This window comes from Streptomyces sp. NPDC006643, assembly GCF_042870175.1.
GTDB lineage: Bacteria > Actinomycetota > Actinomycetes > Streptomycetales > Streptomycetaceae > Streptomyces.
The window spans coordinates 24,137-50,972 of sequence record NZ_JBIAHA010000013.1 but is presented as its reverse complement, the minus strand read 5'-3'; the positions used below and the strand labels follow the sequence as shown (position 1 = coordinate 50,972).

Genomic DNA, 26,836 nt, shown 5'->3' with positions numbered 1-26,836 from the left:
AAGCGCTGTCCCGCCCGCGCGGGGCGCCCGCGCGGGACGCCCGCGCCGCCTCAGACCACCGAGCAGCCGCCGGTCGCGGCGGGCAGCGGCGGCGGGACGCCGATCGACGGCAGGCCGAGCAGCACGCCGGCGGGCGCGGGCGGGGCCGCGTTGCGCCTCTCCCACGCGTCCCCGGCGCGGGTGCGCCGTATCCGCGTCGTCGGACCCTCGGCGAGCAGATGGTGCGGAGCCGCGTACGTGATGTCGACGGTGACGACGTCGCCGGGCCGCACCTCCTCGTCGGGCGCGGTGAAGTGCACCAGCCGGTTGTCGGGCGCGCGGCCGGAGAGCCGGCGGGTGGCGCCGTCCTTGCGGCCCTCGCCCTCGGCGACCATGACGTCGAGGGTGCGGCCGATCTGCGTCTTGTTCTCGTCCCAGGAGATCTCCTCCTGGAGGGCGACGAGGCGCAGATAGCGCTCCTGCACGACCTCCTTGGGAATCTGCCCGTCCATGTCGGCCGCGGGCGTCCCGGGACGCTTGGAGTACTGGAACGTGAAGGCGTTCGCGAAGCGCGCCTCGCGCACCGTGTGCAGCGTCTGCCGGAAGTCCTCCTCGGTCTCGCCGGGGAAGCCCACGATGATGTCGGTGGAGATGGCGGCGTGCGGGATGGCCGCGCGCACCTTGTCGATGATCCCGAGGAAGCGCTCCTGCCGGTACGAGCGGCGCATCGCCTTCAGGACGGTGTCCGAGCCGGACTGGAGCGGCATGTGCAACTGCGGCATCACGTTGGGCGTCTCGGCCATCGCGGCGATGACGTCGTCCGTGAAGTCGCGCGGGTGCGGCGAGGTGAAGCGCACGCGCTCCAGTCCCTCGATCCGCCCGCAGGCCCGCAGGAGCTTGGAGAACGCCTCGCGGTCGCCGATGTCGGAGCCGTACGCGTTGACGTTCTGGCCGAGCAGCGTGATCTCCGAGACGCCCTCGGCGACCAGCGCCTCGACCTCGGCGAGGATGTCGCCGGGGCGGCGGTCCTTCTCCTTGCCGCGCAGCGCCGGGACGATGCAGAAGGTGCAGGTGTTGTTGCAGCCCACGGAGATGGACACCCAGGCGGCGTAGGCGGACTCGCGCCGCGTCGGCAGCGTGGAGGGGAACGCCTCCAGCGACTCGGCGATCTCGATCTGCGCCTCTTCCTGTACGCGGGCCCGCTCCAGCAGTACGGGGAGCTTGCCGATGTTGTGCGTACCGAAGACGACGTCGACCCACGGCGCCCTCTTGACGATGGTGTCGCGGTCCTTCTGGGCCAGGCAGCCGCCGACGGCGATCTGCATGCCGGGGCGCCGGGTCTTCATCGGGGCGAGCCGGCCGAGGTTGCCGTACAGCTTGTTGTCGGCGTTCTCACGTACGGCACAGGTGTTGAAGACGACGACGTCGGCGTCGCCGTCGGCGTCCTCGGGGGCCCGGACATAGCCCGCGTCCTCCAGCAGACCGGACAATCGCTCGGAATCGTGGACGTTCATCTGACACCCGTAGGTGCGTACTTCGTAGGTCCGGTCAACGCCCACTTCGCCCACTGCTCCGGTCCGGTCACTGCTCATGGTCACCCGTCAAGGGTAAGGGGGTGTCCGAGGGAGCTTGCCGACGGAGTGCGGAGGCCGGAGCGCGGGCGGTCGGCCGATCGCGATTGCCCCATTGATTCAGCCGCTGAATGCACCCGTCACCCGGTCACTTACACCTCTAGATTCGTACTCATGAACACGACGACGAACCCGGCCACGAACCCGGCGACGACCCCGGCGAACCGCACCCACCAGCCGCTCCTCACCCGTGGCACCACCGCCGAGGCCCTGGCCGACGCCCCGGGCAGCCTGATCACACTCCTCGCCGACTCGGACACGACGGGCGGCGCGCTCACCGTCAACACCGCACGTTTCGAGAAGGGCGCGGCCGGGGCGCCCGTGCACTTCCACACCCGCGCGACGGAGTTCTTCTTCGTCGTCGACGGCACCCTCCAGGTCCTGGTCGGTGAGGAGGTGCTGACCCTGGAGAAGGGTGACTTCGTGGCCGTACCGCCGCACACGCCGCACGCCTTCGCGCCCGCCCCGGACACGACGGCGGAGGTCCTGGTCGGCTTCACGCCGGGCATGGACCGGTTCGACTACTACCGGCTGCTCGGCCGCGTGCACGACGGCGAGGCGACCGTGCAGGACATCAAGGACTCCTCCCTGACGTACGACAACCACTACGCGCGCAGCCAGGCGTGGGAGGAGCGCGCCTGACGCCCGGTGGCGCCCGGCTCCGGGCCGGATCAACTGAACCGTGTCCGGGGTGGTTTGACTTCCGAAACCGGGGGTACGGGCTCTGGGCTGCGCCCGGCGCCGGGCCTGGGGAGGTCTCAAGGCGCTGGTCAACCCGGTCCCGGACCTGTGAAGGACGTGGACCGGGGCGCAGTGCCAAACGTCGCGGGACGGGCACCCGGCCGGGGCGCGTACGGGTCGACCGGTGCCGGCTCCGGGCCCCGGAGGCAAGGCCTGGCCAGGACACCGAGTGAGCTGGCAGGATCACCGCATGTTCCCCCTTCCGCCCCGTATGAGCCGTCGCACCGCCTTCGTAGGAGGCGTGGCCGCGCTGGTGGTGGCCGGGCTGCTCTCGTGGTGGCTGGCGCCGTTCGGGGAGAAGACACCGAGCGGGTCCGTCAAGTTCAGTACGGGTGTGACGAGCGGCGTCTACGAACGCTACGGGGACCTCCTCAAGGAGGACCTCGCCAAAGATCTGCCCGATGTGTCGATAGAGCTGCTGACCAGCGAGGGCTCGCAGGAGAACATCTCGCGCGTGGCCACCGGGAAGGCCGACTTCACCATCGCCACGGCGGACGCGGTCGCGAAGTATCAGCGGGACAACGGGCCGGGCGCCGACCGGCTGCGCGGCTGCGCGCGGCTCTACGACGACTACGTACAGCTGATCGCCGCGAAGAACTCGGACATCAGATCCGTGGAGGACCTGCGGGACAAGCGGGTGGGCGTGGGGCAGGAGGGCTCGGGCGTGCGGCTGATCGCGGACCAGGTACTGGCCGCCGCCGGGCTGCATCCCCAGGAGGACGTCACGGCGGTCTCGGCGGGCATCGACACCATGCCCGGCCGTCTGGAATCGAGCGACCTCGACGCGTTCTTCTGGTCCGGCGGGCTGCCCACCGCGTCCATACAGGAGCTGTCGAAGCGCTTCGACATACGGCTGGTGCCCCTCGACGACGCCCTCGTCGACACGCTGCACCACACGGCCAAGGTCGCGACCCGCTACTACCGCTCCGCGGTGATGCCGGCGGACGCGTACAAGAAGGCGCAGGACGGTACGGCGGTGCCGACGGTGGCCGTGGCGAATCTGCTGGTCACCACGGACCGGATGGACGCCGAGCTGACCGAGGGCTTCACCCGCACGGTCATCAGGAGCCGCGACCGGATCGGCAAGAAGGTCCACCCGGCCCAGCTCGTGGATCTGCGCACCGCCATCTACACCGATCCGCTGGGCCTGCACGAGGGCGCGCTGCGCTACTACCGGTCGGTCAAGCCGTAGCGGGTCTCATCCTCGGGCGGCCCCCCTAGGGCCGCTTGCTCGGCCGCCTCCTCGGCCGCCTCCTCAGGAGGAGGCCGGTGACGACCTCGGGACCGAGAGCGTCACGCGCAGCCCGCGCGGCTCCCCGTGTTCGTACGCGATCGTCCCGCCGCCCGCCGCGAGCAGCGCCCGCGAGATGGACAGGCCCAGCCCCGACCCCTTGACGTTCTGATGACGGTTGCTGCGCCAGAAGCGGTCGCCGATCCGGTCCATCTCGTCGTCGGAGAGTCCGGGCCCACCGTCGGTGACGGTGATGGTGGTGCGGTCGCTGGCGCCGCGCGCCACCCGCACATCCACCTCGCCGCCCTCCGGCGTGAACTTCAGGGCGTTGTCCACGACCGCGTCGAGCGCGCTGGAGAGCGCGACCGGATCCGCCCAGCCGGTGACCGCCCCGGTGCTGCCGGTCAGCCGTACGCCCTTCTCCTCCGCGTACGCCCGCCAGGCCGCGACCCGCTCGGAGGCCAGCGCCCCGACGTCCGTGAGCCGCAGATCGGCGGGGGCGTGTTCGGCCAGCGCCAGGTCGAGCAGATCGTCGAGCACCTGCCCGAGCCGCTTGCCCTCCGTCCTTACGGAGGCGATCTCCTCGTTCCCGGCGGGCAGTTCGAGGGCGAGCAGTTCGATCCGCAGCAGCAGGGCCGCCAGCGGATTGCGCAGTTGGTGGGAGGCGTCGGCGACGAAGGCACGCTGCTGTTCGAGCACGTCCTCGACGTTGTCGGCCATCTCGTTGAAGGAGTGGGCGAGCCGTCTGAGCTCCGGCGGGCCCCCGGCGGCGGCGACGCGGGACTTCATCCGGCCGGTGGCGATGTCGTGCGTGGCCGCGTCCAGTACGCGTACCGGACGCAGCACCCAGCCCGTCAGCCGGAACGCGGCCCCCACGGCGAGGAGCATGGCGGCGGCCTCGCCCGCGGCGATGTACAGCCAGCCTTCGAGGATCCGCGACCGCATCTGCCCGGTGGGTGAGTCGGTCACGACGACGGCGACGACGTCCCCGTCCCGTACGACCGGCGACGCGACGATCAGCCGGCCGTGCGCCTGCCACGGCCACACCTGCTGGGGGTCGTCGCTACGGCGCCCCAGAAGGGCCTCCTGGAAGGCCTGGCGCCCCTCCCCCGTCCGGGGCACCGTCCAGCCTCCCGGGGCACGCGCCATGGCCTCTCCGTCGCGGTAGAAGACACCCGCGCGGATGCCGTAGACCTCGAAGTAGCGCGCGAGCTCCTCCTCCAGCATGGATCCGCGTTCGTCGGACCCGGCGCCCGCGCCGGAGGCCCCCGCCTCGCCCTCGCTGACGAACTGCGCGAGCGCGGCGACGCGCGCCGTGTCGTCGATCCGGTCGACGACGACGTCCTGCTGCTGCGCGGAGGCGAGACTCACGGCGAGCGGGAAGCCGAGCGCCAGGAGCACGCCCGCCATGAGGACGATGAGCAGGGGCAGAAGTCGGGTACTCACCGGGTACTACGGTCCTTGGTGTGCGGCGGGGGCGACGAGGCGGTAGCCGACGCCCCGGACGGTCTCGATCAGGGCCGGCATCCGCAGTTTCGAGCGCAGGGACGCCACATGCACTTCGAGCGTGCGGCCGGTCCCCTCCCAACTGGTGCGCCACACCTCGCTGATGATCTGCTCCCGCCGGAAGACCACGCCCGGACGCTGCGCGAGGAGGGCGAGCAGGTCGAACTCCTTACGGGTGAGCTGGACCGGGGCACCGTCCACGGTGACGCGGCGCGTGGGCAGCTCGATGGTGACCGGTCCGAGCCGCAGCGAGTCCCCGCCGACCGCGCCGGCCTCCTCGCCGCCGACGCTGCGCCGGCTGACGGCGTGGATCCGGGCCAGCAACTCACCGGTGTCGTAGGGCTTGGTGACGTAGTCGTCGGCGCCGAGGTTCAGCCCGTGGATCCGGGACCGGACGTCGGCACGCGCCGTCACCATGATCACCGGCGTCGAGCAGAGCTTCCGGATCTTGCCGCAGACCGCGTAACCGTCCTGGTCGGGCAGCCCGAGGTCGAGGAGTACGACTCCGTAAGGAGACTTCGTCCCGTCGGTCACCGGCAGCAGCGCCTGCAAGGCCTCCTCGCCGCTGCGCGCGTGCGTGACGTCGAACCCGTGCCTCTTCAGAACCGCGGCGAGGGCGGCTGCGACGTGGTCGTCGTCCTCGACGAGCAGCAGCCTCATGGCCCTCCTCCGTGGTGTGGCGGTCACAGTACGTACCAGGGCATCCACGCCCATGGCTGCCGCACCAGTCAAGTCACTTTCCGTTAAGCGGCGGTTTCCGTTACCCACCCGGTACGCCGAAGCGGCCCTCTTCACACGGTGTGTCCGGTTGCGGCCGGATCGTTATGCTCAATTTCCCCTCAGATGTAATGACGCTGGTCGCAGTGCGTGACTAAGGTCCTCCCCAACCGAGGAGGACGGAGCAAGAAGCCGATGAGCGGAGTTTCAGTGACCAAGGAAACCGACGACGCCAGGCCGGCGTCGGGCGACCTGGTCGTGCTGAGCAACGTCAACAAGCACTTCGGCGCGCTGCATGTGCTCCAGGACATCGACCTGACCATCGCCCGTGGCGAGGTCGTCGTCGTGATCGGGCCCTCCGGGTCCGGCAAGTCCACACTGTGCCGCGCCATCAACCGTCTGGAGCCGATCGACTCCGGCAGCATTTCGCTCGACGGGAAGCCGCTGCCCGCCGAAGGCAAGGAACTGGCCCGGCTGCGCGCCGATGTCGGCATGGTCTTCCAGTCCTTCAACCTCTTCGCGCACAAGACGGTCCTGGAGAACGTCACCCTGGGACAGATCAAGGTCCGCAAGAAGGACAAGGGCGCCGCTGACGAGTTCGCGCGGACCCTGCTCGACCGGGTGGGCGTGGCCAACCAGGCGGACAAGTACCCCGCACAGCTCTCCGGTGGCCAGCAGCAGCGCGTCGCGATCGCCCGCGCGCTGGCCATGGAGCCGAAGGTGATGCTCTTCGACGAGCCGACCTCCGCGCTCGACCCGGAGATGATCAACGAGGTGCTCGAAGTCATGCAGCAGCTCGCACGTGACGGTATGACCATGGTCGTAGTGACCCACGAGATGGGCTTCGCGCGGTCCGCCGCGAATCGGGTCGTCTTCATGGCGGACGGCCAGATCGTCGAAGAGGCGACGCCGGAGCAGTTCTTCACCAATCCTCGCAGCGACCGGGCCAAGGACTTCCTGTCGAAGATCCTGCACCACTGAGCTGCCCGTAACTTTCGAGACAACGAAGGATGTTGACCATGAATCTCCGTAAAACAAGCGCTGCTGCCGCCGCCGTACTGGCCCTTGCCCTGACCGCGACCGCGTGCGGTTCCGACGACAGCGACTCGGCGGGCGAGGGTGACGGTGGTGGCAAGAAGATCACCATCGGCATCAAGTTCGACCAGCCCGGTATCGGTCTGAAGACCCCGGACGGTTCCTTCACCGGCTTCGACGTCGATGTCGCGACGTACGTCGCCAAGGAACTCGGCTACGAGGCCAAGGACATCGAGTGGAAGGAAACCCCGAGCGCCGACCGTGAGACCGCGCTCGAGCGCGGCGACGTGAAGTTCATCGCGGCCTCCTACTCGATCAACGACGAGCGCAAGGAGAAGGTCGACTTCGCCGGCCCGTATCTGCTCGCCCACCAGGACCTGCTGATCCGCGCCGACGACAACATCACCAAGGGTGCGGACCTCAACGGCAAGAAGCTCTGCTCCGTGACGGGCTCCACGTCCGCGCAGAACGTGAAGGACGACTTCGCGCCGAAGGCCCAGCTGAAGCAGAACGCCACGTACTCGGAGTGCATCGACGCACTCGCGAGCGGCGCCGTCGACGCGCTGACCACGGACGACTCGATCCTCGCCGGTTACGCCTCGCAGGACCAGAACAAGGGCAAGTTCAAGCTCGCCGGCCTCAGCCTGAGCAACGAGAACTACGGCATCGGCGTCAAGAAGGGCGACACCAAGCTCGTCGACGACATCAACGCCGCCCTCGAGAAGATGGTCGCGGACAAGGCCTGGGACAAGGCCGTGACGGACAACTTCGGTCCGGCCGAGTACAAGAACGAGCCCGCCCCGAAGATCGGCAACATCGTCAGCTGAATCGACAGGCCCTGAATTCCTCGGATTCCTCGGATTCCCCGGGTTCCTCGAATTCGTCGGCCTGTTCGGCTCATTCGGCGCAGATGTGGCGCGCCGCCCCGTGAGGGTGGCGCGCCACGCCATCAACAAACGCGAGAGCGCGGGAGATCGTGTTCGACTTTCTTGAAGGTTACGACCTGCTAGGGGCGTTCTGGGTAACGGTGCAGCTCGCCGTCTTCTCCGGCATCGGCTCCCTCGTCCTGGGCACCATACTCGCGGCGATGCGCGTGAGCCCGGTTCCGCTGATGCGCGGATTCGCCACGGTGTACGTGAACGTGGTGCGGAACATTCCGCTCACCGTCATCATCGTCTTCGCCTCCCTCGGTCTCGCCGACATCTTCGGTATCACTCTGGGCGCGGCCGACGACTTCGACGCGCTGAGTTTCCGGCTGGCCATTCTCGGACTGACCGTCTACACGGCGGCGTTCGTCTGTGAGGCCATCCGGTCCGGCATCAACACGGTGCCTGTCGGGCAGGCGGAGGCGGCGCGGGCCATCGGGCTGAACTTCACCCAGGTCCTGTCCCTCATAGTCCTTCCGCAGGCGTTCCGCTCGGTCATCGGGCCGCTCACCAACGTGCTGATCGCCCTGACGAAGAACACGACGGTGGCCGCCGCCATCGGTGTGGCCGAAGCCGCCCTCCTGATGAAGGAGATGATCGAGAACGAGTCTCAACTCGTCCTCATCTCGGCGATCTTCGCCTTCGGGTTCGTGGTCCTGACACTGCCGACCGGTCTCATCCTCGGCTGGGTCGCCAAGCGAGTGGCGGTGAAGCGATGACTTCCGTTCTGTACGACGCGCCGGGTCCCGGCGCCAAGCGGCGCAACATCATCTACTCGGCGGTCTTCGTGGTCGTCCTGGGTCTCGGCGTGTGGTGGATCTACTCCGCCATGTCGGACAAGGGACAGCTGGAGTGGGCGAAGTGGAGCCCCTTCACCGAGTCCCAGGCATGGACGACGTATCTGCTGCCGGGTCTCGTCAACACCCTCAAGGCCGCAGGTCTCGCGCTGGTCATCGCGCTCCCCCTCGGCGCCCTCTTCGGCATCGCGCGGCTCTCCGACCACCGTTGGGTCAGGATCCCGTCCGGCGTGGTCGTCGAGTTCTTCCGCGCGATCCCCGTACTGATCCTGATGGTGTTCGCGAACCAGCTGTACGCGGAGTACACCGACATCAGTACGGACATGCGCCCGCTGTACGCGGTCGTCACCGGTCTGGTGCTGTACAACGCGTCCGTGCTGGCCGAGGTCGTCCGCGCGGGCATCCTGTCCCTGCCCAAGGGTCAGACCGAGGCCGCCAAGGCGATCGGTCTGCGCAAGGGCCAGACGATGCGCACCATCCTGCTGCCGCAGTCGGTGACGGCGATGCTGCCCGCGCTGGTGAGCCAGCTCGTGGTCATCGTGAAGGACACCGCGCTCGGCGGCGCGCTGCTCAGCTTCACCGAACTGCTCAGCGCCCGGAAGACGCTCGCCGCGAACTACGGCAACGTCATCCCGAGCTTCATCGTCGTCGCGGTGATCTTCATCCTGCTGAATCTGCTGCTCACGACGTTCGCGTCCTGGCTGGAGAAGCGGCTGCGCCGCGCGAAGCGGAGCACCGGGGCCGTGCTGACGGGCGGGGCCATGGATGATCTGAGTGTCACCGGTACGCCGATGAGCAAGACGGACCGCGCCACCGGCAACGAGGGCGGCGGATTCGGAGGCGGGGGCGTCTAGCCCCCCTGCGGCCCCGGAAACGGGGCCCGAAGTACCTGACGGAGGCAGCGGCGCGCGGCGTCGCTGCCTCCGTCACTTGACGCAAGCACCCGCAGTAGGTTGCATACGTTCTGTGATCGCTCCCCGGGTGCCAACCGCCAATCGCCACTTGACCGTACGGGCCGGAGGGGTCGCGCCGTGGACCCGGTGATCGTTGTCGGCGCGGGCCCCGTGGGACTCGCGCTCTCGCTCTGCCTGGCCACCCAGGGCGTTCCCGTCGTCGTGCTGGACGAGGGGGCCGGCACCGACGACCTCCGCCCGGCCCGTACGGCGGTGCTGCGGTCCGACACGGCCGCCCTGATGGCACGGCTGGGCTGCTCCACGCTCCGTGACGAAGGAGCCTGGTGGGTCGGTTGGCGACAGATGCGGCGCAAGCAGCAGATGCGGCAGTTGCCGCTCGGTGACGCCGACGAGGCCGGTGTCACGGGTGGGGCCGGTGGTGCCGGGGCCGGTTCGGGCGCCGGGGCTGTCGGCGGTGCGGTGGGCGGTGCGGTCGCCGGTGCGGGAGGCGCCGTCGGTGACGGCGAACGTGCCGACGCGATGTACCCCTCACCCTTACATCTCCCCCAGCACGCCCTGACGCGCGGCCTCAGGGACGCCGTCGCGCGCCATGACCTGGTGCGGCTGGTGACGGACAGCCGGCTCGACTCGCTGGAACAGGACGCGCGGGGCGTCACGGTCCACACCCGGGGCCCCGGGGCGACCTGGTGGCGCGGAAGTCATGTGGTGGGCTGCGACGGTGCCAGGTCGACCGTCCGCAAGCTCCTGGGCGTCCGTTTCCCTGGCCGCACGGCGGTGGAGCGGCACGCGGTCGCCGCCCTGCGCGTCGAACTGCCGTGGCCGGGCGAGGCCGTGCTGCACCGTCAGCCGCCGTGGCGGGGCGGCGGGCAGGAGGTGTCCGCCAGGCCGCTCGCCGACGGTGTGTGGCGGCTGGACTGGCTGCTGCCGGCCCGGGGGGACCTGGTGACGCCGGAGGCGTTGGTGGCGCGGGTACGGGACACCCTGGCCGGCTGGTGCGGCGCGACGCCGCCGTACGACCTGCTCGACACCGGCGTGTACACGCTGCACCACCGGCTCGCGCGGCGCTGGCGCGTCGGGCGGGCGTTCCTCGCCGGGGACGCCGCGCACCTGCTGGGCGCTCTGGGCACACAGGGCCTGGACGAGGGGCTGCGGGACGCCGAGAACCTGGGCTGGAAGCTGGCGCACGCCTGGCACCACGGGGCGTCGGAGACGCTGCTGGACAGCTATCAGGCGGAGCGCCGTACGGCCGTCGCCGCCCGGCTGCGCGCCGCCGACCAGTCGCTGACGATACTTCGGGGCGGCGGCGGGCTGCGTACGTACTTGCCGGGAACAGCGCGCGGCCATGACTCGCTGCTCGCCGACGGGCATCTGGGGAGCGGGCCGCTGGGCGCGCCCCCCGCGTACCCGCACTCCCCTCTCGCGCCTCCGTACGCCGAGGCGCACACGACGGTCGACACCCGGACGGGGGCACCCGTCGACGACGTGGTCGTGACCGCGCCCGACGGCACGACCGCACGGCTGCGGGACCGGCTCGGCAGGGGCAGGCTACTGGTGGTGCTGGTCGCGCCGGGGACCGGTGTGTGGGACCGGCGGCACTGGCTGACCGCCGGTGTGATGCCAAGGCTCGCCAAGGCGGTGGCGGGGCTGCCGTCACCGGCCGAGCTGCTGGTCACCGAGAGCTACCCGGGGGCGTCCGCGCATTCGGTGCTGCTCGTACGGCCCGACGGGCACCTGGTCGCGGCCTTCGGCGGAGTGCGTCCCGACGAGCTGTACGCGGCGGCCGACGCCGCACGTGGGGGCGCACCCGAGACCAATTCGTCCAGAGATCGCTCCGACCGGTCGGACCGGACCGCGAACATCAATTGACCGTCGTCGCGATCACATGGTGTACTCCGGAACGTGACTGACACCGACGTGCGCCTGTGGCGGAGGGTCCATATGGACCTGGTCCGCTATGCGGGCTGCGTGTGTCGTCCGTCCTGCTGAATTCGCCCCCATCTCGTAGCGCTCGTCGTGTCGGCACATGACGGCGCGCCCCCGCGAACTTCCAGGACGGTCTTCATGTCTTCCTCTCTCGGCACCCCCGCACCGGCCGCCTCGGCGCCAACTGCCCTTCCCTCCAAGGCGGTTGACGCCGCGACCGGGACATCCGCCGGTGCGGTGTCCGCGCCGGCGAGCGTTCCCACGCAGGCGGAACTGCTCGCCTTCGTCCGGCGTACGGCGGCCGACACCGAGCTTGTCGCCACCCTCCCCCTCGACCCCGAGGGCCGTACCTGGATCCGTCTCGACGGACCCGCCGGCAGCGAGGCGTGGATCATCGGCTGGCCGCCCGGCACCGGGACCGGCTGGCACGACCACGGCGGCTCGTACGGCGCCTTCGCCACGGCCGGGGGCACGCTCCGCGAGGACTCGCTGGCCGCCCGGCTGCCCACCGAGGGCTGGAAGACGCTGGAGCTGGCCGAAGGGGTCGACCGGGAGAGGACGTTGACGAACGGCGACGCCAGGGCATTCGGCAGCCACCATGTGCACGAGGTGCGCAACGAGTCGGAGTCGGAGCACGCCGTCTCGGTGCACGCCTACTATCCGCCGCTGCCGCTGATGCGCCGCTACAGCCGCACCGGCGCGGTGCTCCGGCTTGAGCAGGTCGAGCGTCCGCAGGAGTGGCAGTGAGCGGCGGGCAGGGCGGGCCGGACCGGCCGACGGGCGCCGAGGCTCCGGTGGGGATAGACGAACTGCTCGACCAAGTCCGCGAGGGACTTGACCGGATCGAGCCGCGTGCGGCCTTCGCCGCCGCCGAGGCCGGCGCGCTGCTGGTGGACATCCGCTACAAGGAACTGCGAGACCGGGACGGACTGATCCCCGGCGCGCTGGTCGTGGAGCGCAACGAGCTGGAGTGGCGCCTCGACCCGCAGGGCAGCCATCGGGCCGCGGAGGCCACGAGCCATGATCTGCGCGTCGTGGTGATCTGCAACGAGGGGTACGCGTCGAGTCTCGCGGCTGTCTCCCTGCGCCAGCTGGGGCTGCACCGGGCGACAGACCTCGTCGGCGGCTTCCAGGCGTGGAGGGCGGCGGGCCTGCCGGTCTCGCGCTGAGCCGGTAGCCGGTCCGGTCCGGTCCGCCACATCGACCTGGACCCGACCAACCCCCCGTGTGGGCCGGATCCTCCGTGCCGCTCTCCCGACCGCGCCGACTGCCGTCTTCGCCGCCCCGGCCGCCCGCCCTGTTCTGTCGGCCGCCTGTCCTGTCGGCTTCGCTGCCCCGCCGGGCCCCGCTGTCTGCGTCTGCGCTCCCGGCCTCCCCCGGGGCCCGGCCCTCAGTAGATGCCCTCGTCCAGTCCCTCGGTGTCCTCGCCCTCCGCCTCCAGTGCCTGCCTGACCACCCGCAGGGCCAGGCCCTGCGGATATCCCTTGCGCGCCAGCATTCCGGCGAGCCTGCGTACCCGCCTGTCCCGCTCCATGCCACGGGTGGAGCGGAGCTTGCGGGCCACCAACTCCCGTGCGGTCGCCTCCTCCTGTTCGGAGTCGAGCTGCCCGACCGCCTCGTCGATCAGCTCGGAGTCCACCCCCTTGGTGCGCAGTTCCCGCGCCAGGGCGCTGCGGGCCAGGCCCCGGCCGTGGTGCCGGGACTCCACCCACGCGTCGGCGAAAGCCGCGTCGTTGATCAATCCCACGTCTTCGAAGCGGGAGAGGACTTCCGCCGCGACATCCTCGGGGATGTCGCGCTTCTCCAGCGCGTCCGCCAGTTGTTTCCGGGTGCGGGGGGTCCCGGTGAGCAGGCGCAGACAGATCGCCCGCGCCCGCTCCGCCGGGTCCTGGGGCGGCAACTCCTTCTCGGCCCTCGACGAGTCGGGGCTGCCGCCCTGCCGTTCAGTTCGCCGCCTCTTCGCGTAAGGCACGGCGCCGAACTAGCTCTTTGCCGCCGCCGCCTTGGCCGTCTTGGCCTTGGTGGCAGGAGCGGGCACCGTCTTGGCCGTGTCGCCTGCCGACGCACCGGCCGGCGCAGCGGCGGCACCGGCCGCGTCCCCGGCAGGCTCGGCGGCGGGCTCCTCCGGCTGTACGCCGACGCCCAGCTTCTTCAGGATCTTCTGCTCGATCTCGTTGGCGAGATCGGGGTTGTCCTTGAGGAAGTTGCGGGCGTTCTCCTTGCCCTGGCCGAGCTGGTCGCCCTCGTACGTGTACCAGGCACCGGCCTTGCGGACGAAGCCCTCCTCCACGCCCATGTCGATCAGACCGCCCTCGCGGCTGATCCCGTGGCCGTAGAGGATGTCGAACTCGGCCTGCTTGAAGGGCGGCGCGACCTTGTTCTTGACGACCTTGACGCGGGTGCGGTTGCCGACGGCGTCGGTGCCGTCCTTCAGCGTCTCGATACGACGGATGTCGAGCCGCACCGAGGCGTAGAACTTGAGCGCCCGGCCACCGGTCGTGGTCTCCGGCGAGCCGAACATCACGCCGATCTTCTCGCGGAGCTGGTTGATGAAGATGGCCGTGGTCTTGGACTGGTTGAGCGCGCTGGTGATCTTCCGGAGCGCCTGGCTCATCAGCCGCGCCTGTAGACCCACGTGCGAGTCGCCCATCTCGCCCTCGATCTCCGCGCGCGGCACCAGGGCCGCGACGGAGTCGATGACGATGAGGTCGAGCGCCCCGGAGCGGACCAGCATGTCCACGATCTCCAGGGCCTGTTCGCCGTTGTCCGGCTGGGACAGCAGCAGGCTGTCGATGTCGACGCCGAGCTTCTTCGCGTACTCCGGGTCGAGCGCGTGCTCGGCGTCCACGAAGGCCACCGTGCCACCCGCCCGCTGGGCGTTCGCCACCGCGTGCAGCGTCAGCGTCGTCTTGCCGGAGGACTCCGGCCCGTACACCTCCACCACACGGCCGCGCGGGATACCGCCGACTCCGAGCGCGACGTCGAGCGCGGTCGAGCCGGTGGGGATGACCTCGATGGGCTCGTTCGGCCGCTCACCGAGGCGCATCACCGCACCCTTGCCGAATTGCCGTTCAATCTGGGCGAGAGCGGCGTCCAGCGCCTTCTCGCGGTCGGATCCTGCCATGGGTTCCACCCGATTTGCTTGTGTCGATCGCTTCACATCAAAGACGCTATCCCCTGCCACTGACAATGGGCCTCGACGTCCTCCCGGCCTGTGGAAAACTCCGGCTTCCGGGGCCCCGGCCAACGGGCCCGACACCCATGAGAATGCTTGTTCGATTTTGGTGTCAAGCGCATCCCACGGGCGTGTCGTGGAACGGGCGGGGGTGTTCCACGCCGCCTCCCGCCCCGTCCGCCGGCTTCAGTCGCGCGGCTCCGCCAGTCCGACGACGATGCCCTCGGGCCCACGGACGTAGCAGAGCCGGTAGTTGTCCTCGTCCGCCAACTCGCCGACGAGTTCGGCCCCGTGGGTGCGCAGCCGGGCGATGACACCCTCGATGTCCTCGACGGCGAACATGATCCGCCGGATGCCCAGCGTGTTCGTCGGCGCGTTCCTCGGCCCGGCACTGATCGCCTTCGGCGTGTGGAACATCGCCAGCTCGATCCGGCCGTGGCCGTCCGGGGTCCGCAGCATCGCGATCTCCTGCCGCACGTCGTCCAGCCCGATCACGCGCTCCACCCACCGCCCCTCGACCGGCGACCTGCCCTCCAGCTCCATGCCGAGTTCGACGAAGAAGGCGACGGCGGCATCGAGGTCTTCGACAACGATGAGGACGTTGTCCATCCGCTGGATCGTCATGGTGGATCTCCTTCTCTGCGGGGTGGGCCACGGTGGCCGCACCTCCGAATCCCTGCCACTTCTCTTGACCTTGTCCCAGGGACGGACCCGATCGTCCTCGTCATGACCGGTGGCGACGAGGCCCTTCTCGCCGAGCGGATCGCCTACTACCGCGCGGGCGCGGCCGAGTACGACCGGCCCTGTACGGACCGCGCGGAGCTGCGGCGCCTGCCGGCCGTGCTCGACGAACTCCCGATCGACGGGGATGTGCTGGAGCCGGCCTGCGGAACGGGCCGGTGGACCCCGCCGCTTCCCGCGCGGGCGCGCTCGGTGACGGCCGTCGACGTCGACGTGGCCGCGGAGGTACTGGCCCTGGCCCGTGCGCGGGCTCCCCTCCCCCACGTCCGGTTCGTCCGGGCCGACGTCTTCGCATGGCAGCCGCCGCGGCACTACGACACGGTGCTCTTCGCCTTCTGGCTCTCCCATGTCCCGCCGGCGCGACTGCCCGCCTTCTGGAGCGCCGTCGCCGCGATGCTCACGCCGGGCGGCAGAGCGGTCTTCATCGACGACGGCCCCGCCGTGGCGGCGAGCGAGAAGGTCGTCACGGAGGGCCCCGTACCCACGGTGCTGCGCCGGCTGGACGACGGCATCGGCGTCGCGGAGCCGCCGACCGGCCCTGCCCGACCGCCCGTGGGTCACGCCGTCCGGTAGCGCAGCAGTACGACACCCGAGGTGAACGGCCGGCTCTCGACCAGCCGCAGCCCCGGTACGCCGGACGCGTCGGCGAACAGCCGGCGGCCCTGCCCCAGGACCACCGGATACACGAACAGCCGGTACTCGTCGACCAGTCCGGCCGCGACGAGTTCCCGGACCAGCGTCACGCTGCCCGTCGTCACGATGTCGCCGCCCGGCTCGGCCTTCAACTCCCGTACCACGTCGCGGACGTTGCCCCGGAGCACCGTGGTGTGCCGCCAGCCGGGCTCCCCAAGCGTGCGGGAGACCACGTACTTCGACACCGAGTCGAGATAGGCGGCGACCCCCGTGGTGTCGTCGGTCCGCGCCGGCCAGTAGCCCCGCATGTCCTCGAAGGTCACCCGCCCGACGAGGAAGGCGTCGGCGGCGGCCATCTGCTCCCGCAGCGCCTCGTTGATGTCCGACTGGTCCACCGTCCCCTCCGCCGGGGTGAACCAGCCGCCCGCCGAGTCGATGACGCCGTCGACGGTGATGTTCTCGGTGACGATCAGGTCACGCATGTCCGGACCTCCGGATTCGGTTGTGTCGTCCACCACTGACGACCCCCGCGTCCGGCGGAACTCATCGGCGTGGCGACGTGCGGGCTACTCGCGCCTCCCCGCGTACTCGACCGGCCTCGTACGCAGCGCCGTCAGCGTGGGTACGACGGCGGCCGACACCGCCAGCACGGCGCTCGCCGCCACCATCGCTCCCAGGCTCCCCCAGGGCACGACCAGGGGCGACCGGACGGAGAGCAGCGCGAGGGCGCCCCGCAGACCGAGGAGATTCAGGCCAGCGACGGCGGCGCCGAGGAGAGAGCCCACAGCCACGACCACAAGGGCCTCCGCCGCGACCAGACGGAGTACCTGCCGCTTGGTCGCCCCGGTCAGCCGGAGCACCGCGAGGTCCCCGACCCGGTCGGACGTCGCCATCACCAGGGTGTTCGCCAGCGCGATCCCCGTGTACAGCAGGGCGATCCCCAGGATCAGCAGCATCCCCAGACGGGTGCTCTCGCTGGAGCGGGGATGGCTCCGTGCCAGCCACTCGTCCTTCGTCAGGACGGGCGTGTCCGTCGCCCGTCCCGCCTCGCGCAGCGCGGCGTCGACAGCTGCGGCGTCCGCCCCGTCGCGCAATGCGACGTCGACGCGGTCGACCGTGGCGCCGGGGGCGTTGCGCGGGGTCACATACACACCGTTGTCGCCGGTGCCGGTCCGGAGCACCGCCACGATCCGCAGAGTCGCCTCGCGGCCGTCGCCCAGCCAGACCCTGACCCGCTGACCGACCGTCCTGGTCCGCCACTCCTCGTTGACGACGATGCCGCCGTCGTCGAGGTCGGCCGGCCGGCCGGACGCCACCGGCAGCCGGGAAACGGCCGCGAGAGCGGCCGGGTCCACGGCCCTGGCCTCGGACGTGACCAGCGCGACGCCTTCTTCGAGCGCGGTCACGGTGGTGGAGCGGGAGGCGCTGACGGTCGCGCCGGGGATGCTCCGTGCCCGGTCCACGAACGGGGCGGGCAGCACACCCTTCTCGCCCGGCGCCGTCACGACGTAGTCGGCGGTGGTCTGCGTCGCGGCCTCGGTGGCCTTGGCCTCGTTGATCGTCGCCGTCGTGCCCAGGAGGGAGCCGGCGAGCGCGACGGTGATCAGTACGGGAGCGGCGACGGCCGTCGTACGGCGCACCCCGGTGACCGCGTTCTCCCGTGCCAGCAGGCCGGTGGCGCCCGGCAGCCGGGCGGGCAGCCAGGTGACGAGCCTGACCAGCGGCGGCACGAGCACCGGCGCGTACAAGGCGAAGCCGACGATCAGCAGCATCGGCCGGGTGATGTAGGTCTTCCTCTTCAGAGCCTCACCGGGATCGGTGGCCAGCGACCACACGAGCAGTCCCAGTCCCGCCAGCAGAAGGAGGGCTCCGGACAACCAGCGGCTCGGGGGCATCGTCCGGCTGTCGAGCGCGGCCTCGAGCAGCGCCTCTGTGGGCTTGATCCGTCCCGCCCGCCAGGAGGACGTCAGGACGCCCGCCATCGCCACGCACAGGCCCGTCCAGAAGGCTGTGTGCAGTGGCCAGGTCTGGTCGCCGATCGCGAACCAGGACGGTGCGATGCCGCTGTCGACCATCCACGCGGCGAGCGGTGGCGCGCCGACGGTGCCGAGCAGACAGCCCGCGGCCGACGCCGGTACGGCGACGAGGACCGCCTCGGCGAACACCGTCCGCCGTATCTGGCGCGCAGTGGCGCCCGCCGTACGGAGCAGACCGAACTCGCGTCTGCGCTGGGCCACGGCGAACGCGAAGGTCGACGCCACGACGAAGACGGAGACGAAGCAGGTGATGCCCGCCGCCGTGCCCAGCAGCGCGTTGACGGAGACCAGGGCCTCGCTGTCCCGGTCCGGGTCGGGATCGGCCCGGCGCCGTTCGTCACCGGTCAGGACGTCGATCCCGGATCCGGGGTCCCGTACGGCACCGCGTACGGCCTTTCGTACGGCTGTCGCGTCCGCGTGCACCACCAACGCGTCGATACGGGGCGAGAGTTGGGCGGCTTCGGCGTCGGTGAAGAACACGGCGCTCTCGAAGTCCGTCGCGGCCACGGTGCCGACGACGGTGCGGCTCCCCGCCCCCGCCGAGGTGACGACGCGCACGCGGTCGCCGACCACCACGCCGGCACCGGACCGGTCCCGCTCACCGGGCGCCACCGCGACGACGATCTCGCCGGGCGCCCCGGGCGCGCGCCCCTCCAAGAGCCGGTAGGGCGTGGCCGCCGCGACCGACCAGGGGTGGCCGACCGCTCCGGCGCCCTCGCCTTCCGTACGGTCGGCGGCGCCGCCTCCCAAGGAGGCGGCGGCGAACGACACCGGGAACGTCCGGTCCTCGACCGTCCTGCCGAGCCGCGCGAGCGCGGCGGCCAACTCGGCGGGCACCGCCCGTGGATCGGCGAGGGGCTGCGTACGCTCACCGATCGGCGTGGAGACCCGCAGGGTGTCGGCGGCCCTGACGACGACCGGGGCGGCGGCGAACCGCTCGGGCCCCCGGTGCGGCGCCTGGAACGTGGCCGCCAAGGCAAGCCCGGTGGCGGCGATGAGCCCCACCCCGAGGGCGAGGGCGATGAACGAGCCGGCGAAGGTGACCCAGCGGGCCCGCATCCCTTGGAGCGTCAGCCTCAGCACGGGGCCACCGCCAGTGCCGTCATCCGCTCGGCGACCCGGTCCGGGGTCGGGGAGTCCAGGGCGCCCCGTACACGGCCGTCCGCCAGGAACAGCACACGGTCCGCGTACGACGCCGCCATCGGATCGTGCGTCACCATGATCACCGTCTGGCCCCCGTCGACCATGCCCCGCAGCAGGGCCAGGACCTCCCGGCCCGTCCGGGAGTCCAGCGCCCCGGTCGGCTCGTCCCCGAACAGCACGTCGGGGCGGGTGACCAGCGCCCTGGCGAGCGCCACACGCTGCTGCTGGCCGCCGGACAGCTCGCTGGGCCGGTGCCCCGCGCGCTCCCGCAGCCCCACCTGCTCCAGCACGTCGAGCACGGCGCCCCGTTCGGGTTTGCGGCCCGCCAGGCGCAGCGGCAGTGCCACATTCTGTTCGGCGGTGAGCGAGGGCAGCAGATTGAACGCCTGGAAGACGAAGCCGATGCGTTCGCGCCGCAGCAGGGTCAGCTTGTTCTCGCTGAGCGCGGTCAGGTCGCGGTCCCCGAGCAGCACGGTGCCGCTGGTGGGGCGGTCCAGGCCGGCCGTGCACTGGAGCAGGGTGGACTTGCCGGAGCCGGAGGGCCCCATGACGGCGGTGAAGGTGCCCTTGGGTATGTCGAGCGTGACCCGGTCGAGCGCGGTCACCGCCGCCGCGCCCTTCCCGTAGGACCGGGTGAGGGAGCTGAGCCGGACCGCCATGTCGCCGGGGGCGGCGCCGGGCGGGACGACTCTGTTCATCGCTGCGTTGTTCATGGTGATCACTCAAGCCGCGCCGGACGCCGCGCACATCACAGCTGTGTACGGGGCGAAAGGTGGAGCTAGCTGGGTGGTCGCCCCGTACGACGCCGACCTACCGTGCGTCCATGCACTCCCCCAGCCTCTGGCAGGCGCTCCGGTCGCCCCGCTATCTCCTCAGCAGCTGGCCGTGGCGTTCCGCGGCGTATCTGCTGAGCGGTGTGCTGGTCGGTCTCGCGACCTTGCTCTCGCTGCTCCTGCTGGCCGTCGCAGGAGGCGCGCTCGCCGTGGTCCTCATCGGCGTTCCACTGCTGCTGATGTTCGCGCTCGCGGGTATCCCGCTGGCCGCGCTGGAGCGTCGCCGGCTACGGCTGGTCGACCCCGTCGTCCTGGCCGATCCGCACCGTGACCCGGACGGCACGGGGCTCGCCGCCTGGGTCCGGGTCCGTCTCAAAGAGCCCACCACGTGGCGGGAGTTGGGCTACGCGCTGCTGTTCGCCTGCGTGCTGTGGCCCCTGGAGGCGCTGGTCGTGGGCACTCTGCTCGTCGTCTGCGGCGGGCTGCTGGCCACGCCCGTCGTGATGGCCACGGCCGGCGGCGGCGAGGAGGCCCGTGTACTGAAGCTCTGGCTGGCCGACTCGTATCCGCAGGCGTTCGCGGCGGCCCTGATCGGTGCGCTCCTGCTGCCCGTCCTCGCCTATCCGCTGGGGCTGGTGGCAGCAGGGCGCGCGGCGCTCACCAGGGCGCTGCTGTCGCCCCGTGACGCCGCAGTCGATTCCCGGATCCAGGAGTTGGGCCGGTCCCGGATGCGGCTGGTGGACGCCTTCGAGGCGGAACGGCGCCGGATCGAGCGCGATCTCCACGACGGGGCCCAGCAGCGGCTGGTGGCCCTGTCGATGACGCTCGGCCTGGCGAGACTGGAGAACCCCGGTGAGCCCTTGGGAGGTCTCCTCGCCAAGGCGCACGACGAGGCGGGGACCGCACTCGTGGAGATCAGGGAGCTGATCCGGGGCATCCACCCGCAGGTCCTCACCGACCGGGGGTTGAAGGACGCGGTCGAGGACGTGGCCGACCGGTCGACGGTGCCGGTCGACGTACGGTTCGAGCTGCCGGGGCGGCTGCCCGAACCGGTCGAGACTGCGGCGTACTTCGCGGTCTCCGAGGCGCTCGCGAACGTCGCCAAGCACAGCGGGGCCGACCGCGCGGAGGTCTGTGGCAGGATCGCCGGCGGCGAGCTGGTGGTCGAGGTCAGGGACGACGGGGCGGGCGGCGCGGACTTCTCGGGCGGCACGGGCCTTCAGGGGGTGGCGGACCGCATCTCGGTGCTCGACGGCCGGCTGCGGATCTCCAGCCCCGTCGGCGGGCCCACCGTGTTCCACGTCCGGATACCCTGCCGGCCCGTCGCCGCCCCCACCGCCGCCACCCGCACTCCGACCCGAACGAGGACCTGATGTCGCGCATCGTGCTGGCCGAGGACAGCGTGCTCCTGCGGGACGGACTCACCGGTCTGCTCGAACGTTTCGGGCACACGGTCGTCGCCGAGGCCGGGACCGCCGACGAGCTGACCGAGGCGGTGGCCGCGCACCGGCCCGACATCGTCGTGACGGACGTACGGATGCCACCCGGGTTCTCCGACGAGGGGCTGCGGGCCGCGCTGGCGCTGCGCGAGCGGCAGCCGGACCTGCCCATCCTCGTACTGAGCCAGTACGTGCAGCGCGCGTACGCCGAGGAACTGCTCGACTCCTCGGACGGCACCAGCGTCGGCTATCTGCTCAAGGAACGGATCGGGCACGTCGAGGAGTTCGTCGACGCCGTCCGCCGCGTCGCCGAGGGAGCGACGGTGGTGGACCCCGAGGTCGTACGGCAACTGCTCCGGCACCGACGCGACCCTCTGTCGAGGCTGACACCCCGCGAACAGGAAGTACTGGCGCTGATGGCGGAGGGCAGGTCCAACGCCGCCGTCGGCGCGGCGTTGCATGTCAGCGAGGGGACGGTGAGCAAGCACTTCGGCAGCATCCTCACCAAACTCGACCTGTCCCTGACCGACGCGACGAACCGCCGCGTCCTGGCGGTGCTCGCCTATCTGCGCGGCTAGGGCGGGTCCGGAGAGTCCCGCCTCCTGAAAGAGGCCGACCGGCGCCGTCAGGCGCCGCCCTCCGTGCGGGGCGGTCGCACCCGGGCGGAGGCGCGGCGCACCGTACGCCGTATCCGCGCCAGGGCCCGTCCGCTGCCTCGGCGCCGGTGCCCGTGCACCCGCGGGTCGTCCGTCACGTCGTAGCGCTTCACGTACGCCCCCATGAACGCTTGCAGCGTCGCGACCGCGGGGATGGCGATCAGCGCGCCGACGGCGCCGAGCAGGGCCGTACCGGCGATGACCGAGCCGAAGGCGACGGCGGGGTGGATGTCGACGGTCCTGGCGGTGAGTTTGGGCTGGAGGACGTAGTTCTCGAACTGCTGGTAGATCACGACGAATCCGAGCACCCAGAGGGCGTACCAGGGGTCCACCGTGAACGCGATCAGCATCGGCAGGGCGCCGGCCAGATAGGTACCGATGGTCGGCAGGAACTGCGAGACGAGGCCCACCCACACCGCCAGCACCGGCGCGTACTGGATCCCAAGGATCTCCAGCAGGATGTAGTGCGCGACGCCGGAGATGAGCGCCATCAGTCCGCGCGAGTAGAGGTAGCCGCCGGTCTTGTCGACCGCAATCTCCCAGGCACGCAGCACCTCGACCTGCTTGGCCGGAGGCAGGACGGAGCACACGGTGCGCCGCAGGCGCGGTCCGTCGGCGGCGAAGTAGAACGAGAACAGGAAGATCGTCAGGAGCCGGAAGAGGCCGCCGAGCACCGTGGTCGAGATGTCGAGCACACCGCTCGCGCTGTTCTGGACGTATCTCTGGAGCCAGTCGGAGTGCAGGAGGCTGTCCTGGACGGCCACCCGTGACAGCTCGGTCCGGAAGCTCTGGTTGATCCAGTTGATGACGGAGTCGAGGTACTTCGGGAAGTCCTCGACGATCTCGATGATCTGCCCCGCGAGCATCGAGCCGAGCAGCACCACGAAACCGACGCACGCGATCAGTACGGCGAAGAAGACCAGGAAGGTGGCGAGCCCGCGCCGCATGCCGCGCGCCGCCATCCGGCTGACGACCGGTTCGACCGCCAGGGCCAGGAAGAAGGCGATCAGGATGTTGATCAACAGGCCGATGAGCTGGTGGAACGCCCAACTGCCCAGCTGGAAACAGGCGATGAGCGTCAGGGCGAGCACCATGGCACGCGGCAGCCAGCGGGGCATACGGGCGGACTCGGCGCGGTTCCCCTCCGTAGGAGGAGGCGGCGGTGGGGTCGATGGCTGAGGTTCCTGGGTTGCTTCGTCGGTCAGTGCCACGGAGCCAGTGTCGCGTACGCGGATGTCACCGTTTGTCGGCGGGCACTCCCATGGCGGCGCAGACCGCCCTCCAGACGTCCTTGGCCTCCCAGCCGGCGTCGAGGGCCTCGTGCACCGTACGGCCGCCCAGCTCCGCCATCACATGGTCGCGCGCGAACGAGTCCGCGTACGCCGCGCCGAAATGGTCCGCCATCCGTTCCCAGAAAATCGTCAACCGCATGAAACCAGTATCCCGCTCCTGAGAGTGCAGCCCGGGCGGTCCGCCCCGTACGGGGCGCGGGGCGCCCTACGGTCGGTGGATGGCCGCGACCGCAGCATCCCAGCCGAGTCCCCTCGCCCGCGCGGAGCGTTTCGTGTGGCTGACGGCGCGGGTCCTCGAACAGCGCCGGTTCGCCCATCACTTCAGGGGCGGCGGGGCGGATGCCGTCGAGACGGCGCTGGCCGCGTACCGCAACGAGGACGGTGGCTACGGCCACGGCCTGGAGCCCGATCTGCGCGGCCCCGTCAGCCACCCGTCCCACACGGCGCACGCGCTGTACGTCCTGGACTCCGCCGGGCGCTGCGGCGGGCCCCGGGTGGAGCGGATGTGCAGGTATCTCACGCTGGTGTCGGCGGCGGACGGGGCGCTGTCGGCGCCGCACCCGTCGGCGCGGGACGCCTCGGAGGCCGCCACACCGCCCGCACGGGGCGAGCTGCTGGCCACCGGGCCCGTGGTGGGGCTGCTGCACCGCAATCAGGTGTGGCACGCGTGGCTGTTCCGGGCCACGGACTTCTGCTGGGCCGCCGTCGACGGGCTGGAGAAGCCGCATCCCTATGAGGTCGCGGCGGCTGTCGCCTTTCTGGACGGTGTGCCGGACCGGGCCCGCGCGGTCGGCGCCGCCGACCGGCTCGGACGGCTCGTACGGGAGCGGCGGATGGCCGTCCTGGATCCGAGCCGCCCCGACGCGTACCCGGGCGCCACCACGTACGCCGTCGGAGACCCGCCCGGCGGCGACCGCGTCTTCCCGCACGACTACGCGCGCGTGCCCGAGTCGGTCGCCCGCCACTGGTTCACCGACGAGGAGATGGACGGCTCTCTCCGCTTCCTCGCGCGGGCGCAGCGTACGGACGGCGGCTGGCCGCCCGGCCGGCCGGCGTGGACGCCCGTCGCGACCGTGGAGCGTCGTCCGATGGCGACGATCGAGGCGCTGCGGACGTTGCGGGCGTACGGCCGGGCCATCGGCTGAAGCACTGCCCCGGGTCCGGTGGCGCCTGCGTGATGCCCGGTGTCAGCCGCCCAGGGCGCGTACTCCGGCGGTCACCGCGACACCTGCGGCGATGACGACCAGGAACGGGGCACGGAGCACCAGCGCGAGCCCGGCCGCGGCGACGCCGGCCACCCTGGCGTCGACCACCAGTGCGCCGTTCCCGTCGCCGAAGACCTGCTGCGCCGTGAGCGCCGCGAGCAGGGCGACGGGCAGCAGGGCGGACAGCCGCTGGACGAGGGGGCGTTCCAGAGCCCCAGCGGGTACGAGGAGGCCGAGCAGCTTGACGAGGTAGCAGCCGACCGCGGTCAGCCCGATGGCGATCCAGATACTCAACGGTCCGTCCCCTTCCGGTCGGTGGTCCCACTGACGGCCCCTGGGCCGGTCGTCTCGCGCTTGGCCCCGCGCCCCGTTCCCCGCCCCGTTCCGCGCCCCTCGAACCAGAGCACGGCGGGGGCGGCGAGCGCCGCGACAAGCACCGGCACACCGGCGGGCAGCACCGGCAGGAAACCGAGTCCGAGGAGGACGGCGACGACGGCGACGGCGCGCTCCGTCGTCGTGCGCAGCATGGGGGCGAGCAGGGCCAGGAAGGAGGCCGGCCCGGCCGCGTCGAGGCCCCACGCGTCGGTGTCGCCGATGGCCTCGGCGCCGAGCGCGCCGAGCAGCGTGGTGAGGTTCCACAGGACGTAGAGGGTGAGCCCGGTGACGGTGAAGCCGATGCGCACGCTGCGCCGGGTGGGCTGCGCGAGCGCGACGGCCGTCGTCTCGTCGATGACCCACTGGGCGGCGAAGGGGCGTACGAAGCGCGGCAGTGCCAGCAGTTGGGACAGGCGCAGTCCGTAGAAGGTGTTCCGTACGCCGAGGAAGAAGGCACCGGCAGCGGCGGTCAGCGGGTTGCCGCCCGCGGCGAGCGCGCCGACGAGCGCGAACTGCGAGGCGCCGGTGAAGACCAGCAGGCTGAGCGCGCAGCTCTGTAGGAGGGTGAGGCCCGCCCCGGCGGACGTCACACCGAAGGCGAAGCCGGAGAGGCCGACGGCGATGCCGACGCCCAGCGCGTCACGGACGACGGCCGAGTCCGGCTTCGGCTCACCGTCGGGCACGGGTCCCGGTCGCGTGCGGGAAGTCGCCCCCGGTACGGCCGTGCCGGCCTCGTCCCTGGTCTCTGGGGCCGACCGGGCGGGTATCCCCGCCGTTTCGGGCCTGTCTGCGGATGCTGTCTGTTCTGCCACGTCAGGGACGTTACGGGGCAGCCCCGAACCCCGTCTTGTACGTTCTTGCGCGCCCCGCGCCCCGCGCCCCGCGCCCCGCGCCCCGTATGCGCCACCCCGCGCCGCCTCGCGCCGCGCCTCTAAGCCTCGCGCCCCGCGCGTCCAGGCACCCCGCCCGCTCAGGCACCCCCGCCCGGCGTCCGCTCCTTGCGGTACGCGCCGGGCGGCACCCCCACGATCCGGGTGAAGTGCCGGTTGAGATGCGGCTGGTCGGTGAAGCCGACGAGACCGGCCACCTCGGCGGGCGCCGTCCCGGCGTCGAGCAGATGACGGGCCCGGCGCACCCGCGCGTCGGTGAGCCAGGTGTGCGGCGGCATGCCGTACGTGTCCCGGAAGGCCCGCAGCAGAGCGAACGGGCTGGTGCCCAGCTCGGTCGCGAGTCGCTCCAGCGACGGCGGGTCGGCCAGCCGCCCTTCCAGCACGGCACGCGCGCGTACCGCCGTCCTGGCACCGGCGCCGCGCACCGTACGTTGCGGCAGCGTGCCCCCGTTCACCCGCAGTAGACGGGTGACGGCGACCCGCAGCAGGGTGTCGGCGGCGAGAGCGTTCCCCTCGTCGGCGGCGCGCAGGACCTGGTGGACGAGGTGAACGGCGTACGGGTCGTCGACGACGGGTCTGACGAAGCCTGGGGTACCGCTGATCCGCGTCGTCTCGGCCGCGATCTCGGCGACGAGATCGGTCGACGGGTACACGGCCCCGTACTGCCAGCCCTCGGGCCCCTGCGCGTGCCCGGTGTGCGGGGTGTCGGGGTTGACCAGGGCGAGGGAGCCGGGGCCCGCGTACTGGAGGCTGCCGCCGTGGTGGAACACGTCCACCCCGTGAGTGATCGCGGCCATGACGAATGTCTCGTGGGTGTGCTTGACGAAGGTCTTCCTGATGTACCGGGCCCGCAGGAGGTCGACGCCGGGCAGCTCCGGGTAGCGCCAGTGCCGTGCCTGCTCCCGAGCCGCCATGCCTCCAGTCTGCACCGGCCGCGTACCGCCCCACCTCCCGATTTCCCCGCCCGGCGAACCCGCGCCCCCGCCCACGCCCGGTCGGATCCCCCCCACCCCCTCGGCCCGCCGCGCCCCGCTTCCCCGCCGCGTCCGGTGCTCCGTTTCCGCAGGTCCGGGCGATT

28 protein-coding genes are annotated in these 26,836 nt (G+C 71.3%); 14 read left to right on the top strand and 14 right to left on the bottom strand.

Going from position 1 to position 26,836, the window contains the following annotated elements; genetic code table 11:
- Window positions 1–50: 50 nt before the first annotated feature.
- A complete protein-coding gene (gene miaB / locus ACFYNU_RS18845) occupies window positions 51–1,571 on the bottom strand; it encodes a tRNA (N6-isopentenyl adenosine(37)-C2)-methylthiotransferase MiaB (protein WP_356592016.1) in 1,521 nt (506 codons plus the stop codon).
- Window positions 1,572–1,724: 153 nt separating this feature from the next.
- Between miaB and ACFYNU_RS18840 the strand changes: the two genes are divergently transcribed.
- Together ACFYNU_RS18840 and ACFYNU_RS18835 are read left to right on the top strand one after the other, a co-directional pair.
- Complete coding sequence (locus ACFYNU_RS18840) at window positions 1,725–2,252, top strand: cupin domain-containing protein (protein ID WP_356591935.1); 528 nt, start codon at window positions 1,725–1,727, stop codon at window positions 2,250–2,252.
- Between the two features lie 289 nt (window positions 2,253–2,541).
- Complete coding sequence (locus tag ACFYNU_RS18835) at window positions 2,542–3,543, top strand: TAXI family TRAP transporter solute-binding subunit (RefSeq protein ID WP_388766734.1); 1,002 nt, start codon at window positions 2,542–2,544, stop codon at window positions 3,541–3,543.
- 63 nt (window positions 3,544–3,606) lie between these two features.
- Here ACFYNU_RS18835 and ACFYNU_RS18830 read toward each other — a convergent pair whose 3' ends face one another.
- Together ACFYNU_RS18830 and ACFYNU_RS18825 are read right to left on the bottom strand one after the other, a co-directional pair.
- Window positions 3,607–5,028 carry a HAMP domain-containing sensor histidine kinase gene (locus ACFYNU_RS18830; protein WP_356591937.1) on the bottom strand — a complete coding sequence of 474 codons (1,422 nt, stop codon included), beginning with the start codon at window positions 5,026–5,028 and terminating at the stop codon, window positions 3,607–3,609.
- Between the two features lie 6 nt (window positions 5,029–5,034).
- Window positions 5,035–5,748, bottom strand: a complete 714-nt coding sequence (locus tag ACFYNU_RS18825) for a response regulator transcription factor (RefSeq protein WP_356591939.1) — start codon at window positions 5,746–5,748, stop codon at window positions 5,035–5,037.
- Window positions 5,749–6,000: 252 nt separating this feature from the next.
- Here ACFYNU_RS18825 and ACFYNU_RS18820 point away from each other — a divergent pair, with 252 nt between their 5' ends.
- From ACFYNU_RS18820 to ACFYNU_RS18785, 8 genes are all read left to right on the top strand, one after another.
- The gene (locus ACFYNU_RS18820; protein WP_356591941.1) at window positions 6,001–6,786 is read left to right on the top strand and encodes an amino acid ABC transporter ATP-binding protein; all 786 of its coding nucleotides are present in this window, start codon (window positions 6,001–6,003) and stop codon (window positions 6,784–6,786) included.
- Window positions 6,787–6,824: 38 nt separating this feature from the next.
- Complete coding sequence (locus ACFYNU_RS18815) at window positions 6,825–7,667, top strand: glutamate ABC transporter substrate-binding protein (protein ID WP_356591943.1); 843 nt, start codon at window positions 6,825–6,827, stop codon at window positions 7,665–7,667.
- Between the two features lie 149 nt (window positions 7,668–7,816).
- A complete protein-coding gene (locus ACFYNU_RS18810; protein ID WP_356591945.1) occupies window positions 7,817–8,485 on the top strand; it encodes an amino acid ABC transporter permease in 669 nt (222 codons plus the stop codon).
- A complete protein-coding gene (locus ACFYNU_RS18805; RefSeq protein WP_356591947.1) occupies window positions 8,482–9,417 on the top strand; it encodes an amino acid ABC transporter permease in 936 nt (311 codons plus the stop codon). Before ACFYNU_RS18810 ends, ACFYNU_RS18805 begins: the two co-directional genes overlap by 4 nt.
- Window positions 9,418–9,594: 177 nt before the next feature.
- Window positions 9,595–11,343: an FAD-dependent monooxygenase gene (locus ACFYNU_RS18800; protein ID WP_356591949.1), complete on the top strand. Its 1,749-nt coding sequence runs from the start codon at window positions 9,595–9,597 to the stop codon at window positions 11,341–11,343.
- Between the two features lie 33 nt (window positions 11,344–11,376).
- Complete coding sequence (locus ACFYNU_RS18795) at window positions 11,377–11,463, top strand: putative leader peptide (protein WP_311605579.1); 87 nt, start codon at window positions 11,377–11,379, stop codon at window positions 11,461–11,463.
- Between the two features lie 75 nt (window positions 11,464–11,538).
- Entirely contained in the window at window positions 11,539–12,147 is a 609-nt protein-coding gene (locus ACFYNU_RS18790; RefSeq protein ID WP_356591951.1) for a cysteine dioxygenase, read from the top strand.
- Window positions 12,144–12,569 carry a rhodanese-like domain-containing protein gene (locus ACFYNU_RS18785; protein WP_356591953.1) on the top strand — a complete coding sequence of 142 codons (426 nt, stop codon included), beginning with the start codon at window positions 12,144–12,146 and terminating at the stop codon, window positions 12,567–12,569. The genes ACFYNU_RS18790 and ACFYNU_RS18785 overlap by 4 nt, the downstream gene beginning before the upstream one ends.
- Before the next feature lie 221 nt (window positions 12,570–12,790).
- Here ACFYNU_RS18785 and recX read toward each other — a convergent pair whose 3' ends face one another.
- The 3 genes from recX to ACFYNU_RS18770 all read right to left on the bottom strand — a co-directional run bounded on the left by recX (window position 12,791) and on the right by ACFYNU_RS18770 (window position 15,199).
- Window positions 12,791–13,372: a recombination regulator RecX gene (gene recX, locus ACFYNU_RS18780; protein WP_356591955.1), complete on the bottom strand. Its 582-nt coding sequence runs from the start codon at window positions 13,370–13,372 to the stop codon at window positions 12,791–12,793.
- A 9-nt stretch (window positions 13,373–13,381) separates the two neighbouring features.
- Window positions 13,382–14,524, bottom strand: coding sequence for a recombinase RecA (gene recA / locus ACFYNU_RS18775; protein ID WP_356591957.1), 1,143 nt, complete (start codon window positions 14,522–14,524; stop codon window positions 13,382–13,384).
- 237 nt (window positions 14,525–14,761) lie between these two features.
- Window positions 14,762–15,199 (bottom strand): VOC family protein, encoded by a 438-nt coding sequence (locus tag ACFYNU_RS18770; RefSeq protein WP_356591959.1) that lies wholly within the window; start codon window positions 15,197–15,199, stop codon window positions 14,762–14,764.
- A 102-nt stretch (window positions 15,200–15,301) separates the two neighbouring features.
- Between ACFYNU_RS18770 and ACFYNU_RS18765 the strand changes: the two genes are divergently transcribed.
- Window positions 15,302–15,889, top strand: coding sequence for a class I SAM-dependent methyltransferase (locus ACFYNU_RS18765; protein ID WP_356591961.1), 588 nt, complete (start codon window positions 15,302–15,304; stop codon window positions 15,887–15,889).
- Here the strand turns inward: ACFYNU_RS18765 and ACFYNU_RS18760 are convergent.
- The 3 genes from ACFYNU_RS18760 to ACFYNU_RS18750 all read right to left on the bottom strand — a co-directional run bounded on the left by ACFYNU_RS18760 (window position 15,874) and on the right by ACFYNU_RS18750 (window position 19,841).
- Window positions 15,874–16,431, bottom strand: coding sequence for a dihydrofolate reductase family protein (locus tag ACFYNU_RS18760; protein ID WP_356591963.1), 558 nt, complete (start codon window positions 16,429–16,431; stop codon window positions 15,874–15,876). The two genes, ACFYNU_RS18765 and ACFYNU_RS18760, sit on opposite strands and share 16 nt — an antisense overlap.
- A gap of 84 nt (window positions 16,432–16,515) precedes the next feature.
- Window positions 16,516–19,068 (bottom strand): FtsX-like permease family protein, encoded by a 2,553-nt coding sequence (locus tag ACFYNU_RS18755; protein ID WP_356591965.1) that lies wholly within the window; start codon window positions 19,066–19,068, stop codon window positions 16,516–16,518.
- The gene (locus ACFYNU_RS18750) at window positions 19,062–19,841 is read right to left on the bottom strand and encodes an ABC transporter ATP-binding protein (protein WP_356591967.1); all 780 of its coding nucleotides are present in this window, start codon (window positions 19,839–19,841) and stop codon (window positions 19,062–19,064) included. Before ACFYNU_RS18750 ends, ACFYNU_RS18755 begins: the two co-directional genes overlap by 7 nt.
- 110 nt (window positions 19,842–19,951) lie before the next feature.
- Here ACFYNU_RS18750 and ACFYNU_RS18745 point away from each other — a divergent pair, with 110 nt between their 5' ends.
- Both ACFYNU_RS18745 and ACFYNU_RS18740 read left to right on the top strand, forming a co-directional pair.
- On the top strand, window positions 19,952–21,274 hold the full coding sequence (locus ACFYNU_RS18745) for a sensor domain-containing protein (RefSeq protein WP_356591969.1): 1,323 nt from the start codon (window positions 19,952–19,954) through the stop codon (window positions 21,272–21,274).
- Entirely contained in the window at window positions 21,274–21,918 is a 645-nt protein-coding gene (locus ACFYNU_RS18740) for a response regulator transcription factor (RefSeq protein WP_356591971.1), read from the top strand. The genes ACFYNU_RS18745 and ACFYNU_RS18740 overlap by 1 nt, the downstream gene beginning before the upstream one ends.
- 47 nt (window positions 21,919–21,965) lie before the next feature.
- Here the strand turns inward: ACFYNU_RS18740 and ACFYNU_RS18735 are convergent, their stop codons facing one another.
- Both ACFYNU_RS18735 and ACFYNU_RS18730 read right to left on the bottom strand, forming a co-directional pair.
- Window positions 21,966–23,114, bottom strand: coding sequence for an AI-2E family transporter (locus ACFYNU_RS18735; protein WP_356592020.1), 1,149 nt, complete (start codon window positions 23,112–23,114; stop codon window positions 21,966–21,968).
- Window positions 23,115–23,232: 118 nt separating this feature from the next.
- Window positions 23,233–23,427 (bottom strand): DUF3046 domain-containing protein, encoded by a 195-nt coding sequence (locus ACFYNU_RS18730; protein ID WP_356591973.1) that lies wholly within the window; start codon window positions 23,425–23,427, stop codon window positions 23,233–23,235.
- 79 nt (window positions 23,428–23,506) lie between these two features.
- Between ACFYNU_RS18730 and ACFYNU_RS18725 the strand changes: the two genes are divergently transcribed.
- Window positions 23,507–24,433 (top strand): hypothetical protein, encoded by a 927-nt coding sequence (locus tag ACFYNU_RS18725; RefSeq protein WP_356591975.1) that lies wholly within the window; start codon window positions 23,507–23,509, stop codon window positions 24,431–24,433.
- A gap of 42 nt (window positions 24,434–24,475) precedes the next feature.
- On the opposite strand, the gene ACFYNU_RS18720 is transcribed toward ACFYNU_RS18725, so the two are convergent.
- The 3 genes from ACFYNU_RS18720 to ACFYNU_RS18710 all read right to left on the bottom strand — a co-directional run bounded on the left by ACFYNU_RS18720 (window position 24,476) and on the right by ACFYNU_RS18710 (window position 26,672).
- Window positions 24,476–24,787, bottom strand: a complete 312-nt coding sequence (locus tag ACFYNU_RS18720; protein WP_356591977.1) for an AzlD domain-containing protein — start codon at window positions 24,785–24,787, stop codon at window positions 24,476–24,478.
- A complete protein-coding gene (locus ACFYNU_RS18715) occupies window positions 24,784–25,551 on the bottom strand; it encodes an AzlC family ABC transporter permease (protein WP_356591979.1) in 768 nt (255 codons plus the stop codon). The genes ACFYNU_RS18720 and ACFYNU_RS18715 overlap by 4 nt, the downstream gene beginning before the upstream one ends.
- A 287-nt stretch (window positions 25,552–25,838) precedes the next feature.
- Complete coding sequence (locus tag ACFYNU_RS18710) at window positions 25,839–26,672, bottom strand: AraC family transcriptional regulator (protein ID WP_356591981.1); 834 nt, start codon at window positions 26,670–26,672, stop codon at window positions 25,839–25,841.
- Window positions 26,673–26,836: the final 164 nt, after the last annotated feature.